This window comes from Psychrobacter sanguinis (assembly GCF_020736705.1).
GTDB lineage: Bacteria > Pseudomonadota > Gammaproteobacteria > Pseudomonadales > Moraxellaceae > Psychrobacter > Psychrobacter sanguinis.
Genome location: NZ_CP085990.1, coordinates 802,591 through 820,625 on the forward strand (window position 1 = coordinate 802,591; position 18,035 = coordinate 820,625).

General features: G+C 43.3%; 15 protein-coding genes. 8 read left to right on the top strand and 7 right to left on the bottom strand.

Going from position 1 to position 18,035, the window contains the following annotated elements:
• The first annotated feature begins 16 nt into the window (after positions 1-16).
• The 5 genes from ruvX to xerD all read left to right on the top strand — a co-directional run bounded on the left by ruvX (position 17) and on the right by xerD (position 4,805).
• Entirely contained in the window at positions 17-553 is a 537-nt protein-coding gene (gene ruvX / locus LK453_RS03405; RefSeq protein WP_379652684.1) for a Holliday junction resolvase RuvX, read from the top strand.
• Positions 554-745: 192 nt separating this feature from the next.
• Complete coding sequence (locus LK453_RS03410) at positions 746-1,231, top strand: hypothetical protein (RefSeq protein ID WP_201537888.1); 486 nt, start codon at positions 746-748, stop codon at positions 1,229-1,231.
• Between the two features lie 155 nt (positions 1,232-1,386).
• Positions 1,387-1,680 carry a sulfurtransferase TusA gene (gene tusA, locus LK453_RS03415; protein WP_007394583.1) on the top strand — a complete coding sequence of 98 codons (294 nt, stop codon included), beginning with the start codon at positions 1,387-1,389 and terminating at the stop codon, positions 1,678-1,680.
• A 458-nt stretch (positions 1,681-2,138) separates the two neighbouring features.
• Entirely contained in the window at positions 2,139-3,650 is a 1,512-nt protein-coding gene (locus LK453_RS03420) for an aldehyde dehydrogenase family protein (RefSeq protein WP_201537886.1), read from the top strand.
• A gap of 216 nt (positions 3,651-3,866) precedes the next feature.
• Entirely contained in the window at positions 3,867-4,805 is a 939-nt protein-coding gene (gene xerD, locus LK453_RS03425) for a site-specific tyrosine recombinase XerD (RefSeq protein ID WP_201526338.1), read from the top strand.
• Positions 4,806-4,870: 65 nt separating this feature from the next.
• Here the strand turns inward: xerD and LK453_RS03430 are convergent, their stop codons facing one another.
• The 7 genes from LK453_RS03430 to rsmH form a co-directional block, all read right to left on the bottom strand.
• Positions 4,871-5,845: a putative RNA methyltransferase gene (locus LK453_RS03430; RefSeq protein ID WP_201537884.1), complete on the bottom strand. Its 975-nt coding sequence runs from the start codon at positions 5,843-5,845 to the stop codon at positions 4,871-4,873.
• Positions 5,846-5,981: 136 nt separating this feature from the next.
• Positions 5,982-7,103, bottom strand: coding sequence for a phospho-N-acetylmuramoyl-pentapeptide-transferase (mraY, locus tag LK453_RS03435; RefSeq protein WP_007394587.1), 1,122 nt, complete (start codon positions 7,101-7,103; stop codon positions 5,982-5,984).
• A 240-nt stretch (positions 7,104-7,343) separates the two neighbouring features.
• Positions 7,344-8,867, bottom strand: a complete 1,524-nt coding sequence (locus tag LK453_RS03440) for a UDP-N-acetylmuramoyl-tripeptide--D-alanyl-D-alanine ligase (RefSeq protein ID WP_201537882.1) — start codon at positions 8,865-8,867, stop codon at positions 7,344-7,346.
• A gap of 85 nt (positions 8,868-8,952) precedes the next feature.
• Positions 8,953-10,671 (bottom strand): UDP-N-acetylmuramoyl-L-alanyl-D-glutamate--2,6-diaminopimelate ligase, encoded by a 1,719-nt coding sequence (locus LK453_RS03445; protein ID WP_201537880.1) that lies wholly within the window; start codon positions 10,669-10,671, stop codon positions 8,953-8,955.
• 161 nt (positions 10,672-10,832) lie between these two features.
• A complete protein-coding gene (locus LK453_RS03450; protein WP_201537878.1) occupies positions 10,833-12,947 on the bottom strand; it encodes a peptidoglycan D,D-transpeptidase FtsI family protein in 2,115 nt (704 codons plus the stop codon).
• The gene (ftsL, locus tag LK453_RS03455) at positions 12,940-13,395 is read right to left on the bottom strand and encodes a cell division protein FtsL (RefSeq protein WP_201526332.1); all 456 of its coding nucleotides are present in this window, start codon (positions 13,393-13,395) and stop codon (positions 12,940-12,942) included. The genes LK453_RS03450 and ftsL overlap by 8 nt, the downstream gene beginning before the upstream one ends.
• A gap of 151 nt (positions 13,396-13,546) precedes the next feature.
• The gene (rsmH, locus tag LK453_RS03460; RefSeq protein WP_201537876.1) at positions 13,547-14,590 is read right to left on the bottom strand and encodes a 16S rRNA (cytosine(1402)-N(4))-methyltransferase RsmH; all 1,044 of its coding nucleotides are present in this window, start codon (positions 14,588-14,590) and stop codon (positions 13,547-13,549) included.
• Between the two features lie 591 nt (positions 14,591-15,181).
• Between rsmH and gltX the strand changes: the two genes are divergently transcribed.
• The 3 genes from gltX to LK453_RS03475 all read left to right on the top strand — a co-directional run bounded on the left by gltX (position 15,182) and on the right by LK453_RS03475 (position 18,007).
• Positions 15,182-16,702, top strand: coding sequence for a glutamate--tRNA ligase (gene gltX, locus LK453_RS03465; protein WP_201537875.1), 1,521 nt, complete (start codon positions 15,182-15,184; stop codon positions 16,700-16,702).
• 166 nt (positions 16,703-16,868) lie between these two features.
• Positions 16,869-17,381 carry a hypothetical protein gene (locus LK453_RS03470; RefSeq protein WP_201541854.1) on the top strand — a complete coding sequence of 171 codons (513 nt, stop codon included), beginning with the start codon at positions 16,869-16,871 and terminating at the stop codon, positions 17,379-17,381.
• A 251-nt stretch (positions 17,382-17,632) separates the two neighbouring features.
• Complete coding sequence (locus LK453_RS03475) at positions 17,633-18,007, top strand: DsrE family protein (RefSeq protein WP_201537871.1); 375 nt, start codon at positions 17,633-17,635, stop codon at positions 18,005-18,007.
• The last annotated feature ends 28 nt before the right edge of the window (positions 18,008-18,035 follow it).

The window sequence follows — 18,035 nt, forward strand, 5'->3', positions numbered from 1 at the left end:
AGTGTTAGACAGTGAAATGTTGGACAACGAAATATCAGACAATAAAATATCAGACAGTGAAGCTGTAGAGACTAAAAACTCTAGTCCAGAACAAACGGTGCTTTTGGGCTTAGATTATGGGGTCAAAAAAATGGGAATGGCCTTGGGCAATACTGTCACTCAAGATGCCCGTCCGTTTGATATATTGGTTATGAATAATGGTCAGCCTGCCGATTGGGACAATCTACTGGGCATTATTGACACCTGGAAAATTGGTCGAGTGGTGGTGGGATTACCGTTGAATATGGACGGTAGCAGCTCTATGATTGCCAAGCGGGCGCATAAGTTTGCCCGCCGTCTGGCCCACCGCTTAATGGAACAACGTATTCATGTCCCGGTACAGCTATTTGATGAAAGATTGACCTCGGTTGAAGCACGGGAGATGGCATGGGAGCTTGGTCTAATCAAAAATGAACGAGACCCTATTGATGATATTTCAGCCTGTTTGTTATTACAAAGCTATTTGGCTAATCCAGAGCACGCAGAAGATATTGCCACCTATAAAGCTGAGTAGTTGTAGTGAACCCAGTGTATTTATTGCACCTACTGTATTTAGTGCACGTACTGCATTAAATGCATGGCTAAGAGATCTGGGCTAGAAACTAATTGCTTTCATTGTTCATAGCCATGACCCGTTATCGACTAGATTTTCCTATTTTATATCCCTTATTTTATTGATATTTTGACAACCTATAAGCCTAACGCTATGAGTATAGACACTGAAAAAAGCGCCCCACAGCAAACAGCTTTTGCTTCTAAAGGCAGTATTGCTGGGTTTCCCGCTGCCGCTATTAAACTGCTACGCGATGCGCAGAAGATGAATAAACTGTCTATATTGTGTATTGTATTGGCGATTTTTGCTTTTGTGGTATTTGGTACCCTTGCCAGCCTAAAGATGTTCCATGGCAGCAAACAGATGTATTGGCTGTTCCACTATTTGCCTTACATTCTAGTGGGTCTGACCATACCTTTTACTTTATACCAAGCCTTTTTGGTGTACCGTTATCGCTTGAGCCAACCTTCGATGTTGGTCACCAGCGTCGGTGGCGCCAGTCTTTTGTTGATTGTATGTTTGCTGTTTTCACTATCAGATTGGTTATGGCTGGCCATGTCGGCGTGGATTGGAGTGGCCTATTGGTTCCAAGCGACGTTTAAGCGCTTTTTCAATTTTATAGAAGCCAAACAAGCCTAAAATCCAGACCAAGTAAGAAGAGCTGGAAATAGTAATAGAAAGCCTAATAAACGACCTAAAAAGCTGAATATTATGCTAAGTAAAACCCAATTAACCACCGACGGCTTTAAGACTAAAACCTTTTCAACCATTCACTTAATTGACGTTTAAATACTATGACAAATAATGATACACAGCCTACGCCTTCTATTGACCATCATTTAGACACTCAAGGTCTTATCTGCCCTGAACCAGTGATGCTGTTGCATCGCACCATACGTAAGGCCGAGGGTGGGGAGTATATTGAGGTATTAGCTACAGACCCTGCGACCACCCGCGATATTCCAAACTTCTGTCGCCATTTAGGTCATACTTTGGTTTCTCAATCTGAGGCAGACAATCCTGCTGGTGATAGTGAGATACATACTGACAAGCTTTATCGTTATGTTATTCAGAAAAAAGCTTCTTAACATCGACTTTAATCTTCTTTGAAATTTTCTTTATCTCCTTCTATATAGAGAAGCGGTTGATGGCCTAACAGGCAGTACAATCATCGGTATGATTTTCAGTACCACTATAACTTTGTAATATTAACTATCATTAAGCCCTTATCAATAGTCATTTGATAGGGGCTTATTTGTAAGTAATAATTGGCAATCATCCGTTACTTTTAATCAACAAGAGTCTATTATCAGTCTACAAAAATCTTTTTTTCCTGTGATAGCATGAAGATACTTTATTAATCCGATGCCAATTTAACTTGCTGCTGAGCTTCTCTAATACTAAATAGCGTTAAAGTAGCTTTGGCCTCCCTAAAACATTTCAGCGACTTGTTAAATTTTCAATACAGTCTATTTTCATAATAAAAACAGTTACTTAAACATAAAAAAATTACTTAAACAAACTATCGACTATCAAAGGATATTTTATGAGCAACCCTATAGATAATAATAAGAACACTCAATCATCTACTGCCACTACCACTTATAATAATTTTGACTTACAGTTTATTGCTGGTAACTGGGTAAAAGGGAAAGATGAAAGTATCAATCACAATACCAACCCATACAATGGTGAGGTCTTGGTAGAGATTCAACAAGCCACAAAAGAGCAGCTAAATGAAGCTTTTGAAGCCGCAGAACAAGCTCAAAAAGAATGGGCGAAAACATTGCCCGCACAGCGTACAGCCTTATTACAAAAAGTAATTCAGTTAATGGATGACCGTCATGATGAAATCATTGATTGGCTTATTAAAGAGTCTGGCAGCACCCGTATCAAAGCAGAAATTGAATTAAATATTGCAAAAACGGTTACCGTAGAGGCTGCGACTTACCCTAACCGTGTACATGGAGAAATCCGACCTAGTAACACCCCCGGTAAAGAGAACTATGTCTTCCGTGACCCACTCGGTGTAATTGCCTTAATTAGCCCTTGGAACTTCCCCTTACATCTTACACAGCGCTCACTGGCGCCAGCTATCGCTTTAGGCAATGCCGTGGTATTGAAACCAGCCAGTGACACCCTTATCACTGGTGCTCTATTATTGGCGAAGTTATTTGAAGAAGCAGGTCTTCCTAAAGGCGTTTTAAACGTGGTGATTGGTGCAGGCAGTGAGATTGGTGATGCTATCGTCACTCACGATACTCCAAGCTTAGTATCGTTCACAGGCTCGACACCGGTTGGCAAACACATTGGTGAGCTGGCGTTCAGTGGAGACTATATTAAAGATGTGGCGTTAGAGTTGGGCGGTAATAACCCCTTTGTGGTGCTAAAAGATGCCGATCTTGATCAAGCAGTCGATGCCGCTGTGTTTGGTAAATTCTTACACCAAGGTCAGATCTGCATGGCCATTAACCGTATTATTATTGAGTCAGACATTCATGATGCCTTTGTCGAAAAATTCAAAGCCAAGGTAAAGACTTTAAAAGTAGGCAATCCTAGCGAAGAAGATACTTTCATTGGCCCTATTATCAATAAAAATCAACTAGAGTCATTACAAGACAAAATTGCCACCGCACAAAAAGAAGGGGCTAATTTAATCTTAGAAGGCCGTATCGATGGTCAGTTGGTGTCACCTTATATCTACACCGGCGTTACCGCTGACATGGACTTGTTCCGTAACGAAATATTTGGTCCGCTAGTGGCCATCGTTAAAGCCAAAGATGAAGAAGAGGCATTAAAACTGGCAAATGACACTCAATTTGGCTTATCTAGCGCAGTCTTCACCGGCGATATGCAACGCGGCATGAACTTTGCTAAACGTATGCAAGCTGGCATGACCCATATTAATGATATGCCAGTAAATGATGAAAGTATGGTGCCTTTTGGGGGCGTAAAGAACTCAGGTATTGGCCGCTTTAATAGCGATCAAGTTTTAGAAGAGTTCACTAGAACTCACTGGGTATCGTTCCAGAATGAACCCCGTGATTATGGGATCTAAGCATATTTTCCGTTTTTAACATCAGCCTAATACATTAGTGAATATAGGCTCAGTGCTTTTAGCTCAAAAGAGGTCACTATAGGTGGCCTCTTTTTTATTTATAATAAGACCGGTAGTATCAGGTACGTAAGGCCGTTAAAGACGACCCTTACCCACTTTTGTGATATATTCGAATCTTTATTATTTAGAGCCTAATCAAGATGTTGAGAGTGCACCATGAGTCGTGATCGCGCCGTACAGCCTAGACAACCTAAAGCTTTAGCCGTCGATGATGAGCCGGCGTACATTACAGAATTTCGTCAAGCCATGCTGGCGCGGGGGCTGTCCACCCGTACTCGTAACGCCTATGTGCGAGATTTAAAGCACTGCGAAACGACCAACCCTAAAGCTTTAACGCTTTGGGATGATACGGATGTCATGCAATGCCTCACAGCACTTAATAAGCAAGGAAAAACCCCGCGCACTCAAGCTCGTATGCTATCGAGCTTACGTCAGTTCTACTTATGGATGGTCGGTAATGAACGCCGAGAAGACAATCCCTGTGAGCGTATTAAAACCCCAAAAATTGGACGCTCGCTGCCTAAGGATTTGTCTGAGAATGATGTGGAAAGCTTGATGTCTGCCCCTGATACTAGCACTGCTTTGGGATTACGTGATAAAGCAATGCTAGAAGTACTCTACGCTTGCGGACTTCGAGTCAGTGAACTGATGAACTTATCTTTAGAGCAAGTCAACCTCAACGCAGGTTGGCTACAAATCACTGGCAAAGGTAATAAAACACGCCTGGTACCGTTAGGAGAATATGCCAGTGAAGCCTTGGATGATTACTTGAGTCATGCTCGAGGTGAGTTGGTAGCACATCTAAAGTCTGGCAACTGCCAAGCGGTATTTTTAACCACACAAGGGGGCTATATGACCCGCCAAAACTTTTGGTATATGATTAAAAAATATGCCAAACAAGCGGGCATTGAAAGCGACTTATCACCGCACACTCTACGCCACGCCTTTGCCACCCATTTACTCAATCATGGGGCTGATTTACGCAGCGTACAGTTACTATTAGGCCATAGTGACTTATCAACCACGCAAATTTATACCCATGTCGCTACCGCTAGACTGCAACAGCTTCATGAGGCGCATCATCCGAGAGGTTAAAAAGTTGAAAGAAATTTATCAGTTTTCTTAAATTGGATTAGGTATAGGCTAACTCAGTTTATTGGCTAAATTCTCACCAAATCATAAACCACAAAGCGAGCAGTAGTCTCAAACGGCTGATGCTCAGTAGAAGCCAATAACGCCTCACGCTTTTCAGCTTTAGCCCGGTAAGAATACGGGGTCATAGTTAATAAATCAGCCAAGGCCTGCTTTTCAAGCACCAAATCTGCCGATACCTTATGCGTTGCCACCTCCTTAAAGTAAGGGGCTAGCTCCTCTAAAAACTTATCCGAATCATGCGGACGCACATCATCAAACAATGCCTCACGCATACTTTGCAAATGCCCCGCATCTGGCTTGGCAATAATTAGACGCCCCTCCGACTTTAATACTCGAGCAAATTCTTCGGGCAATATCGGACTAAAAATAGTGCTAATGCCATCAATACTCTTGTCTACTAAGGGTAAGTGCGAGGCGCTGGCCACCATAGGATAAATGGCGGTATTTTTGGCCGTCGATTTATCTGCTTTAAGCTGATACCAAAGCTGCTGGTCTTGTTTTGCTACTCTCGCGGTTGTGGCGACCGCCGGCTTACTGATATCCAGTGCGATTAAACAAGGATGATCGGTATCTATTTTCGCTAGAGCCTCAGCTATAGCACCCGTGTAATAGCCCTCTCCACAGCCCACATCCAGCCAAGTTTGCGCATTTAAATGATATTGAACTGATTCTGCTGATTGCCCTGACTTTACTTGAATCAAACTGGCAATTAGCTGCTGTAACGGCTGATAAAAGCTTTGGTTTAAAAAACGATGGCGGGCATCGATAGACGCTTGGCTGTCCCCCGGCTCTTTAGACTTTTTGTTTTGTACCGGTAATAAATTAACATAGCCTTGGCGCGCCACATCAAAAGGGTGCTTAGTCTCTTTATCGTTCAAACTGCCGTCGCATAGCCAAGTTTTAGCGTCGACAATGAGCGGGGACTGACAGTAAGGACAGACAAAATGCGGTTGATCAAATGCTAAAGGTTGAAAGGTCATAAGTCAAAAATCCTATTGCCAAGCCTAAAATTTAACGATATCAAACTTAAAGTAAAACGGGTGCCAATATGACACCCGTTACTAAATATTGATTATTGAATTGTCGATAGTATCGTACAGTAATTAAACTGCTGTATTAACGCAGCTTTAAGGTCATTAGTCCTAGCACTACCAGCAAAATAGCAATAATCCAAAAGCGCACCACAACTTGGGTCTCTTTCCAGCCCAGCTCTTCAAAGTGATGATGCAACGGTGCCATTAATAACACGCGTTTCTTACGTAGCTTAAATGAGCCCACTTGTAAGATGACTGATACAGCTTCTGCCACAAATAAACCACCCATAATGGCAAAAGCAATTTCTTGACGGGTCATTACCGCGATAGTACCCAACATCGCCCCCAGTGCCAAAGCACCAACGTCGCCCATAAATACTTGTGCTGGATGCGCGTTGTACCATAAAAAGCCCAAACCAGAGCCAATCATGGCAGCACAGACAATGGTCACCTCAGAGTTATAAGCAATATAGGGTACATGCAAATAGTCGGCAAAGCGTACATCACCTGATACATAAGAAAAGACACCGAGACCGGCGGCAACGAATACTACTGGCAAAATGGCCAAGCCGTCTAGACCATCGGTGAGGTTCACCGCATTAGACGAGCCATTAATGACAAAGTAGGTGAAAATAATAAATGCCAAACCAAAAGGTACCGCTGAGAAAGGGATAACCCAATCTTTAAATAGAGGTATCAATAAATCCACCATAGCCTTGGTACTGGCGGGGTCAGGTTGCTGACTGGCGATATAATACAGGGAACTACCCACAAACAAAGCGCCCACTGATAACCAAAAATACTTTTTGCGAGCGATTAAACCTTTGGGGTTTTTATATTTAATCTTAAGCCAGTCATCTGCCCAACCTACTGCCCCAAAAATAACCATCACCACCATTAAAATCCAAACATAAGGGTTGGTTAAATTGGCCCAACACAATGTTGAGAAACCAATTGAGGTTAAAATAAGTACCCCACCCATGGTTGGTGTACCGGTTTTTGCTAAGTGGGTTTTAGGACCATCATCACGTACCGCTTGGTCATATTTGACACTGCGAAGATAAGCGATAGTACGTGGGCCGAGGATAATACTAAAGGCGAGTGAGGTAATGACAGTGAGCAGTGCCCGTAGAGTTAAAGATGACACCGCTGAAAACGGTGAATAGAATTGACTCAACCAACTGTCAAACAACCAATATAACACCGCCTACTCCTCATGAATTTTTAAAAAATTTTGTATATTTAACAATAAATAGCAATGAAAATAAAATTTAAAATAAGACAGCATTGCCACAACTGAAGCTGTGACACTGAATATGAAATTTGTTTTTAAGCCTCAAAAAGGCCAAATCAGTCGAATTATCGCAAAAATACGGGATAAAAACAGGATTAAAGCAACTTTTCACCAAAAACGCACATTGTTAATGCATCTTTAGAAAGTAAATCAATCCGTATTTTTGCTTAAATCATCGATTAAGGTTTCCATAGTCGTGCTGCGTGACCCTTTGAATAATAGGGTACAAACCTGTTGGCTTTCGGTCTTTTGGGCCAATACTGCTTGAAGCTTAGGAAATAATTCTGCTTTAGTATCAAAAGCATACGCCTGCTGCATACCTTGATTGCGAGCGCCGGCGACAGTATCCGCAGCAAATTCGCCTGCACACAGCAGCAAATCAATTGCTTTATTTGCAATCGCTTGCCCGAGTTTGTAATGCTCTTCACTAGAGGCATCACCAAGCTCACCAATATCGCCAAGTACCAATACTTTATAGCCTGCTTGAGCGGCCAAGACATCGGCGGCAGCTCGCATAGAGTTTGGATTGGCATTATAGGTATCATCGATAATGTGGTGCATGCCTAAGGTCTGTCTTCCCAAGCGGCCTTTGCTAGAGGTGGCTTGATTCAGGCCTGCTGCGATAACTTCAGGAGCGATGCCAGCGGCATAAGCACAGGCAGCTGCTGCTAAAGCATTGCTCACATTATGCTCGCCTGACATAGGTAGCGTAATGTCTACCACAGAGGTTTGTGAATCTAGGTCAAAATGTAATTTAAAACAGCTTTGTAGCGCAGTGGTCTGCACCTCAGTGGCGTAAACTTGAGGCTGGCTTGAGTCAGCCTTATCACTGTTATGTTGTAAATGCTGCCAACCATAATGAATCACATTGGGTGTGTGCTGTTTAGCGACCGCGGTTAATTGCTGCGTATAATCGTCATCAAACGGCACCACCGCAGTGCTAGATTCTGTCAACGACTGATAAATCTCTGCCTTGGTTTTGGCAATATTGTCACGACCGCCAAATTCCCCAAGATGCGCCGTTCCGATGTTTAAGATACAGGCCACATCTGGCTTGACCATAGCCGTGGTATAAGCAATCTCACCCACATGGTTTGCGCCTAACTCTAAGACCGCATAACGGTGTTGTTGCTCTAATTCAAGCAGCATCATGGGTACGCCAAAGTCATTATTTAGATTACCGCGTGTCACTAGAGTGGTGCTTTGCTGAGCGGCATTGGCTGTTTCTACTTGGGTAAAGATATGACGCAGCATCTCTTTGACAGTGGTTTTGCCACTTGATCCGGTTAAGGCAATTACCTTTAGATTAGGATGCTGCTGACGACGATAGGCGGCAATTTGACCGAAAGCCAAACGAGTGTCGTCTACCTTAAGTTGCGGTACGGGTAATGCTTCAATAGGTTGGCTAACAATGGCAGCAATAGCGCCCTTCTCAACAGCGGCAGTCACAAAATTGTGCCCATCAAAGTTCTCGCCAACAATGGCTAAGAAGATGTCACCGGCCTGTATTTTACGGGTATCAGTAATGATACGAGTGGCATTGAGCGTTGTTTTGTTTTGAGCATCTAAGCCAATCCATTGACTGTCAAGCTGAGCCGTTGCTGCCTGAAGATGCTCAGGCGTCCAGTTGAATAATCCGCTAGTTTGGGCTGAGTCTGTGTTTGATTGGCTCATTACTGTGTCTCATCTGAATTAAAAGTTATTTATATCGCTAACCGTATGCTATTAACCAAAGAATAATTGGCCAAGCCAACCGAGGTTAACGTTTGTTAGCCTCGATTAAGGCGTGTTGCAGCACTTCTCTATCATCAAAGTCATGACGTACACCTTTGATTTCTTGATAGGTCTCATGACCTTTGCCCGCGATGACCACGATATCTTGCGAACCGGCATGCTCTACCGCGTATTGAATCGCCTGTTTGCGGTCGGCAATGACTTTGGTTTTCTGATGCTGCTCGTCACTCATGCCCTGCTGCATGTCCTCTAAGATCTGTTCGGGGTCTTCACTGCGTGGATTGTCAGAGGTCAATACCACTTTATCGGCCACAGCCAAACCTGCCTGTGCCATCAGAGGACGCTTACCTTTGTCTCTGTCACCACCGCAGCCGAAGATGGCCCAAAGATTGCCACTACAATGTGATTTTAAACTGGTCAATACTTGAGTTAAGGCATCTGGCGTATGGGCATAATCGACGATGAATACGCCCTGCTCCGAGTCTGCGTCTTGGTCCTCAATGCTAACCCGTTGCATACGTCCACTAGCCCCTTGCAATTTAGTCACTAAAGCAGGCAGGTCTTCAAGCTCGATACCCAACGCCATTGCTCCTGCGACTGCTGCCAACAGGTTGGCCACATTAAAGCGTCCCAATAGCGGACTGTGTAAGGTTAATGAGCCAAAGCTGGTTTCGACTTCAATTTTGACACCTTCCAAGCTGGGCTCAATCTTGTTCGCCACAAAGTAGGCATCATTGGCTATCTCGTTAATAGTTCCTTGTTCTGACGCTAAGCTATATAACCAGACTTTAACCCCTGAACGGCGAGCAGTCTCTGCCATCAATGAAGCAAATTCATCATCGGCATTAATCACAGCGTGGGTCAATTGTGGGAAATAGGCAGTATCAAATAAACGGGCTTTGGCACGGGCGTAATCTTCCATATCGGGGTGATAGTCGAGGTGATCACGGCTTAAATTGGTGTAAACAGCAACGGTCACTGGCACAGCTTGTAGACGCTGCTGGTCTAAACCGTGTGAACTGGCTTCTAAGGCCAAGATACTGACACCTTCATCGTGCATCTTTCGCAAAAAGCGTTGTACCGCTAAGGCATCGCCCGTGGTATGACTGGCTTGTACTAAACTGTCTAGACGACCATTACCTGCAGTGCCCATGACAGCGCTGTTTTGTAGCTGAGCGACGTTTGAAAATTGACAAAGTTGGGCAATCAATTGGCTGATAGTGGTCTTACCATTGGTACCCGTTACCGCAATGACTTGCGGCAGCTGCTGTTGTAAATCTGAACTCTGGGTAAGACTCGATAAAGAAGCAGAAGGCAATAAGCTGATTTGAATCAAGCTGCCCAAAATATCACGTAGATTGGCAACAAATATAATAGGACACGCATACTCAGCGGTTTGGGTGCTAGATGCTAAGTATTGAGGCTCAATCTCAGTAAGGATAAAAGCCGCTTTTTCAGCGGCTACTTGGGCATATTGTTGGCTTTTTTCGATAGGTTGAGTATGACTTTTTAATAACACGAACGCAGCAGGTGCAGCGACAGATGGAGCATTATTTACCTCATTGTCCAGTTGACGGCTGTCCAATACAAATTTGGAAAACGCTATATCAATGCCCGGCTGAGATAAAATTTGCTGCAAAGTCTGAGACTGTTCAGGTAAGACTTTTAAAGCAGTTTCAACCACTTGGCGTAAGGTTAATGCTGAAGCCTCGTTGTCTGTCGATGCTAATTGATTCGCTGTCATTCTGCTAGCCTTGTTAGATGCATTCAGCCATTTAGCTAGCCACTATTAACTTTTCAGTTAGCGTAGTTATCGGTAAATGTAGTTACCGGTAAAGACGTCATTAATTGAAGCGTTAAGCAATTAACTAGCTAAGCGGCTATCCATGCTTATTGTTGATTAAATTATTCAGTTTTCAACGGTTTATCTAAGGGTACGTTATAAAGACGCAATGCTTCTTGCATCACGTTTTTAAATACGGGCGCTGCCACAATACCGGCGTAGTAAGTCTTTCTAGGATCTTCGACCAAGATGACCGTTACCAAACGTGGATTGGATGCAGGCGCGATACCGGCAAACACCGTACGGTATTGATCAGTGTAGTAACCCCCTTTCGGATTTACTCGGCGTGAAGTACCCGTTTTACCGGCAATACGATAACCATCGATGGCGGCGGCAGTCGCTGTACCCCCTGGCTGAGTAACGGTTTCCATCATTTTAACCACAGACATGGCATGTTTTTCATCCAACACCCGTGTGCCTACTGGTCTTTGCTTTTGTTTTTCTAAGGTTAAGGGGTGTAATACACCTCCTGAGCCTAGTGCGGCATAAGCCTGAGCAATCTGAGCCAAAGTCACTTGCAAACCATAACCGTAACTTACTGTGGCACGGCGAGAGGTTTCAATTTCCTTAGGCGTTGGAATAATACCGGCCTGCTCTCCTGGGAAGTTCAGTGCGGTCTTTTTGCCAAAACCGAATTCTTTTTGCACATTGGTAATGCCATCAGGTGGTAGAGACAATGCAATCTTAGTAGAGGCCACGTTACTTGATTTTTGAATCAAAGTAGACATGGTAATTGTGCCCAAGTTATTGTGATCTCGAATGGTATAGCCTCTTACTCTGATTGATCCTGGGCTGGTATTAATCAGTGAGTTTTCAGTATATTTTCCAGATTTCAATGCTGCGGCCACTGTGAAAGGCTTCATCACTGAGCCGGGCTCAAATACGTCTAGTACGGCTCGGTTACGTTGGTTATTGCCGGTCATTTCGTTTAAGTTATTGTTGTTAAACGATGGCCAAGTAGACAATGCCAAGACTTCGCCAGTGTGTACATCGACCACCATCCCGGTTGACCATCTGGCTTCTTGTACACGACCCACATGCTCAAGCTCCTTGTACAGCAGATACTGTAGACGTGAGTCAATAGACAAGTTAACATCTTGTCCAGGCACCATAGGTTTAATTTGTTCAAGCTCTTCAATGCTATTTTGATAACGGTCTTTTAGTACTCGAACCTTACCATCTTCGCCCGCCAGCTTCGCTTGAAACTGACGTTCAACACCGGCGCGGCCTTCATAGCCACTATTAGGATCATTGGCATTATGGCCCATGAAGCCCAGTAGCTGCGCATTGGGTTGCGGCTGAGGGTAGTAACGGCGAAACTCTTGTTTTTCATAAACGCCAGGGAAGTCCAACGCCACTACCGCATCGGCAATCTCTGGAGTTACTTTGTTTAATAAGGGCAGGTAATGTGAACCAGATCCTTTAGGCAATACTGCTTTTACCGCATCGTCATCACTCACATCGACGGTGTTATTGATGGCCACAGCTTGTTGTAGACGCTCAAGTGATACCCCAGAGACACTGGCAAGTTGAGCCAAATCCATCTCTTTTAATTTCTTAAGCAGTCTTTGCTGTGCTTCCGGGTCATCTGAATTTTTCTTAATGCGCTTCTGCAAGTCATAGTAAGCCTGCGCATAGTCATAAGGACTAAACGAGACACTGGACAAAGGCGCACTTACCGCCAATGGCTGGTTATTACGATCGGTGATCATACCTCGATAAGAATGCTGAGTACGCTCACTGGTAATTATTTCATTACCTTTATCAATAAATTTTTGAGAATTAATGAGTTGCAGGTACAAAGCACGGCTAACCAAACCCAATAAAAATAAAGAGGCAAAAAACCAGATTATTTTAAAGCGAATTAAGTCACTTTCTGCGCTGGCTCGAGTAGAGGCGCCTACTGTGCCTTTATGATTGCGATGTTTGACACTGGTATAAGCACCACTGGTCTCTTTTTCTTTCTGCCAGAATTTTAGCTTGGCCATACCCCCTTTGTCGGTATTACTACTATTGGCTTTACCACCTTTCGAGGACTGCGGCTTTTTAGGGGCAACCAAAGGCTCAGTCACTTTACCGTGCATGGGCTTATCAGCAGCACTTTTTTTGGTGCTGGTTTTTGGAGCAGTGGCTTTTTTTCTTGGACTACTTGGCGGATTAGAAGGCTTCTTACTCATCTTTGCCTCCTTGTTGCTGCTGGATGGTCAATTCTGCTTCATCGGCTGCTTTGGGCTGTTCAATATTCAACCTATCCCCAGGCTTAGCCGCTGTCGGCTGCAAGATAAGCTTGTCTTTAGTTGTGGGGGAATACATACCAAGCTGCGTAACCGCACGGCTGGCAATTTGTGGCGTGGCACTAAAGGTTTGTTGTTCGATGACCAAACGCTGATTCTCAATTTGTAAATTACGATGTTCAACTTTCATTTTTTGCAACGCCATATAGTCCTCATGGTACTGTTGCACCTGTTCGGCGGTCAATACCGCTGTCCAGATTATGCCAATCGCTAGCAAAATCATGACAGCACCGTAGACGCTAACACCACGATAACGCTTGGTTAAAAAATCGCTAATCTCTAGCGAGTCTTTATCTATTAGATTCGAGCTTGGGGATTTATTATTTGCCATATGTGACTGATGTTGTGACCCGAGTGGTCTTTAAGGGTAAAAAATGGCTCCGTAAAAGAGCAGCGTTATGGGTTTTTGAGGACTAGATTGTGTTTAACTTACCACGCTCAGCGTGTCCCCTTAACTGACCTGATTTATACAATAATCTGCTTTAGCTGTGTAGCTCGCTAGGGGCGTTATTATATGGGGTATCGGTGCGGGTTGCTACTCTTAACCAAGCACTACGTGAACGATTATTAACACTCACCTCAGCCTTACTTGGTGCAATGCGTTTTGGCTTACTAAAATAGCGGGGGCGCACCGGTGGCATCGGCAGGTTTTCATCTTCAGGGTATTGGCCTCGGCTGTGACGCTGTAAAAACTGCTTAATACGGCGGTCTTCTAACGAATGGAAGCTTATGACTGCCAATTGACCTTCGGGCGCTAACAACGTCAAGCTCTGTTGTAAAAAACTATCAATATCACCCAGCTCATTATTAATAAATATGCGCATGGCTTGGAAACTTTGAGTCGCCGGATGTTTGCCTTTTTGCCATTTTGGGTGAGCCTGCTTAATCACTTCTGCTAACTCTAGTGTTGAGGTATAGCGCTCCATCTGTTTAATAGCGCGGGCGATTCGGCGGCTGTGTCGCTCTTCCCCAAAATCATACAATACATTGGCAAGCTCTTCTTCGTCTACTGTCTCTAGCCACTCCCCTACTGACTGACCACGACTGGTGTCCATACGCATATCGATGGCACCATCTCGCATAAAGCTAAAGCCGCGACTGCCGTCATCCAATTGCGGAGAGGAGACCCCTAAATCAGCCATGATGCCATTTACCTGCGTGATGCCGTGTTCATTCAAGCAGTGGGTTATATTGGCAAAACTATCATGCACAACTGTCACACGATTGTCACTTTTTGCTATTTCTTCCGCCACAGCGATGGCTTCAGGGTCTTTATCAAACACAAAAAGTTGCCCATCGTCACTTAATGACTCTAAAAGCAGTTTGCTGTGACCGCCTCGACCAAAGGTCGCGTCCACAAAAATGCCAGAGACTTTAGATTCTGAGTCAGTGGCTTTGCTAGATTTTTTTGTGGGATTTTTACCTAAGACAGCGGCGACAGTCTCATACAATAGCACGGTTTCGTGGCTAAAATTGGCTTTGGGTGAGGAAGGGTTTGCTGCAGCTGAAGAGACGGCGTCGGTCACAATAAATAGGCTCCCTTAATGGAGTAAACAATACAAACTAAGTCTGTAAAAAATTTCAGTAAAATAGCTCAGTAAAAAATGGCTCAATAAAAAAATAGCTCAGTAAAAAAAGTCTGGTGCTAATTAACCCGCGATTCAGTACGCGGCTAAACTGACCCATAAAGAATTTAACAATACGGCAATTAATAAAATAATATCACTGCCTTTCAAGCATTATGACTCACCATTTACCAACACTATGGCCAATCAGTTATATTCATTTTAGCGACTAAAAAACGAAGGTCGAACAAGGTCAACCTCATTATCGCAAGTCATAGTTGCTTGTCAAGGTAAGCAGGCAAACTAAGGCGTATTATATGCTTTTTTTGGTATCTCGCCTTATTTTGAGATGAATTTTGGTAGAAATTTATCACTTTTTTTTCAAATTAAGGTTTGTTTCAATTTATCTGTGATTTATAAGCCTTAGGCCAAACCTGTTATAATGTGTTTTAAGTCCACATCCAATTTTCGTTTCTTATTATTACCCCCTTTACTCTGGTTTTTTATAGACCTTTTTAAACTTTGATATAAACAGATTATAAGAGAACTCTCATGACACAGACTGCTTCGAATCGTCCTGTTCGTACCCGTATTGCCCCCTCACCTACCGGTTTTCCGCACGTAGGCACTGCCTATATTGCCCTATTCAACTTAGCTTTTGCTAAAGCGCATGGCGGTGAATTCATCCTTAGAATAGAGGACACTGACCAAAGCCGTTCAACTGAGCAATCTGAAAAAATGATTTTGGATGCCCTGCGTTGGGTGGGTCTTGATTGGGCGGAAGGTCCGGACAATGGTGGCCCACATGCCCCTTATCGTCAAAGTGAGCGCAGTGATATTTATAAAAAACATGCGCAAGAACTGTTAGATAAAGGTCATGCGTTCCGCTGCTTCTGTACGCCAGAAGAGCTAGATGCGATGCGTGCTGACCAAATCGCCCGCGGCGAGAACCCTCATTATGATGGTCGTTATGCCGATCTACCACGCGAAGAATCTGATAAATTAGCCGCAGAAGGCAAACCTTTCGTTATTCGTATGAAAGTACCGACTGAAGGCGTGTGTAAAATTCAAGACATGCTACGCGGTGAGGTTGAGATTCCTTGGGAACAAGTGGACATGCAAGTGCTGCTAAAAACAGACGGTCTGCCAACTTACCATTTGGCAAACGTGGTGGATGACCACTTAATGGAAATCACTCACGTTATTCGTGGTGAAGAATGGCTGAACTCTGCGCCTAAGCATCAACTATTATACGAATACTTCGGTTGGGAAATGCCAGTGCTATGCCATATGCCACTGCTACGTAACCCAGACAAATCAAAGCTCTCTAAGCGTAAGAACCCAACTTCAATCACTTACTATCGTGATGCCGGTGTGTTGCCTGAAGCGCTATTGAACTACTTGGGCCGTATGGGCTACTCAATGCCTGATGATAAAGAAATCTTCACCCTTGAGGAGATGATTGCCAGCTTTGATATTACCCGTGTGTCATTAGGTGGTCCTATCTTCGATATCGAAAAACTGAACTGGTTAAACGGCGAATGGCTGCGTGCCTTAACCCCTGAACAGCTTAAAAATAAGATTCTAGACTGGGCAAATGATTCAGATAAGCTAACTGCGATTGCGGCGGCGATTCAGCCTCGCATTCATTTGCTATCTGATGCGGTAAACTGGGCAGGTTTCTACTTCCAAAACCTACCAAACATCACTGCCGAAAGCTTTGAGCACAAGACACTAACGCCTGAGCAAATCATGGAAATCCTACAAATTGCCACGTGGAAGCTTGAAGCCCTACCTGAATGGACCGAAGAGAATATCTTCGCTACCCTAAAAGGCTTAAGCGCTGCAATGGATATCAAACTGCGTGACATGATGGCACCATTCTTTATCGCCATCGCTGGTAGTACGTCATCGACGCCTGTAATGAACTCTATGTACGTGATTGGCGCGGACATGACTTTAACTCGCCTACGTCATGCCGTAGAAGTTTTAGGCGGTATTGGCAAAAAGAAACTGAAGAAACTTGAGAAAACCGCAGCGGATATGCCAGACTTTTTGACTGCTGCTGAATAGGTTTTAGTTAGTTTTAGTTTTAGCTCAACTTAAAGATTATTGCTACCAACGTGAGCTTTGCTAATGCAGAGTTCACGTTTTTTCGTTGCATAATCCTCACTACAGTGTAAATATAAATTAATATAATAAAATGTTTATAGTGTTATTTACTTCCGAGGATCAAACCATGAAAACAATAAAGTATATCGTTACTTTAGCTACATCCTTAATGATTTCTTTAAGTAGTTATGCTACAACAATTGTTAATACTATACCATGGGGTACTACATCAGGAGGATTTGGAACTGTAGTATCATATTCCTCAGATTACGATTCGGATTTAAAGTACTTTGAAGCCTTAATAAGCCACTCTCAAGGGGGTAAGCAAAGACTTTATTTTGCAAACGCTTATTTGGATGATGATAGCATGTGTAGCTATGAAACTGGGTACCCCACAAGTACAACCGTTGTATTTAATGGACAAGCAGTAAAAATGTCACGTTGGTGTCTAAAGTTTAATGGTACTAATAAGTATTACTATAGTTATACCCCAGAAACTGAACGTGGTCATAGTTATGTGGTTAATCTTTTTAAAACATCTGTTTCTCCTGTTAGAATCAAACTAGATACTGAAAGTTTATATCTGCCTGCTATTGGATTCAGTAAAATCTGGAACAATGCAGGTGGTAACGCTATCTAGCCATAACCATAGTTCCTCAAAACCCAAAAGCTGAGCTTCTACTCAGCTTTTTTGTGCTCATCTGAAACACAATTCTACAAAAGCTCTTTTCTAAACCCTTTAGAAACCTTAACTTACTTGCCTATAACACGCTGACGACAAAACATTATATAAAAATATATAATAATTGTTATGCTAATACTTAGAGACAAGATAAATAGATAATTTCTTCCAACAAATAATCCCATTAAAATTAAAATCAAGGAGACACCATGCCTAAAACAACAGACTATGTTAGCACCCTATTCGATAATGACAATAATCCGAGCAAAGTAACGATTGCCTTAACCATGGCTGGTAAAGCCTTAGAAAAAGGGCATTCGGCAACTATTATCTTAATGGTAGATGGTGTACGTCTAGCTGTACCCAATGCGTTTGACAAAATCGACATCGGCGCACCTTTTAAACCTGCTGCTGAGCTTTTAAAAGCGTTTATGGAGAAAGGGGGTCAAATTCTAGTGTGCGGCGCTTGCCTAAAACACAATGGCATAGAAGAATCAGCCATTGATGAGCGTTTTGAAATTATTGATGCTGGTGATGTTATCGATTTAGTGATGTCTGCTAAAGGCTCATTACAATTGTCTTAGTAACATTAATAATATAGGCTTGTTTATA

Bases quoted from the DNA above. Each gene is read 5' to 3' on its own strand.
- ruvX (WP_379652684.1), top strand. From the start codon at position 17: ATGTTGGACAACGAAATATCAGACAATAAAATATCAGACAGTGAAGCT.
- LK453_RS03410 (WP_201537888.1), top strand. From the start codon at position 746: ATGAGTATAGACACTGAAAAAAGCGCCCCACAGCAAACAGCTTTTGCT.
- tusA (WP_007394583.1), top strand. From the start codon at position 1,387: ATGACAAATAATGATACACAGCCTACGCCTTCTATTGACCATCATTTA.
- LK453_RS03420 (WP_201537886.1), top strand. From the start codon at position 2,139: ATGAGCAACCCTATAGATAATAATAAGAACACTCAATCATCTACTGCC.
- xerD (WP_201526338.1), top strand. From the start codon at position 3,867: ATGAGTCGTGATCGCGCCGTACAGCCTAGACAACCTAAAGCTTTAGCC.
- LK453_RS03430 (WP_201537884.1), bottom strand. From the start codon at position 5,845: ATGACCTTTCAACCTTTAGCATTTGATCAACCGCATTTTGTCTGTCCT.
- LK453_RS03440 (WP_201537882.1), bottom strand. From the start codon at position 8,867: ATGAGCCAATCAAACACAGACTCAGCCCAAACTAGCGGATTATTCAAC.
- LK453_RS03445 (WP_201537880.1), bottom strand. From the start codon at position 10,671: ATGACAGCGAATCAATTAGCATCGACAGACAACGAGGCTTCAGCATTA.
- LK453_RS03450 (WP_201537878.1), bottom strand. From the start codon at position 12,947: ATGAGTAAGAAGCCTTCTAATCCGCCAAGTAGTCCAAGAAAAAAAGCC.
- ftsL (WP_201526332.1), bottom strand. From the start codon at position 13,395: ATGGCAAATAATAAATCCCCAAGCTCGAATCTAATAGATAAAGACTCG.
- gltX (WP_201537875.1), top strand. From the start codon at position 15,182: ATGACACAGACTGCTTCGAATCGTCCTGTTCGTACCCGTATTGCCCCC.
- LK453_RS03470 (WP_201541854.1), top strand. From the start codon at position 16,869: ATGAAAACAATAAAGTATATCGTTACTTTAGCTACATCCTTAATGATT.
- LK453_RS03475 (WP_201537871.1), top strand. From the start codon at position 17,633: ATGCCTAAAACAACAGACTATGTTAGCACCCTATTCGATAATGACAAT.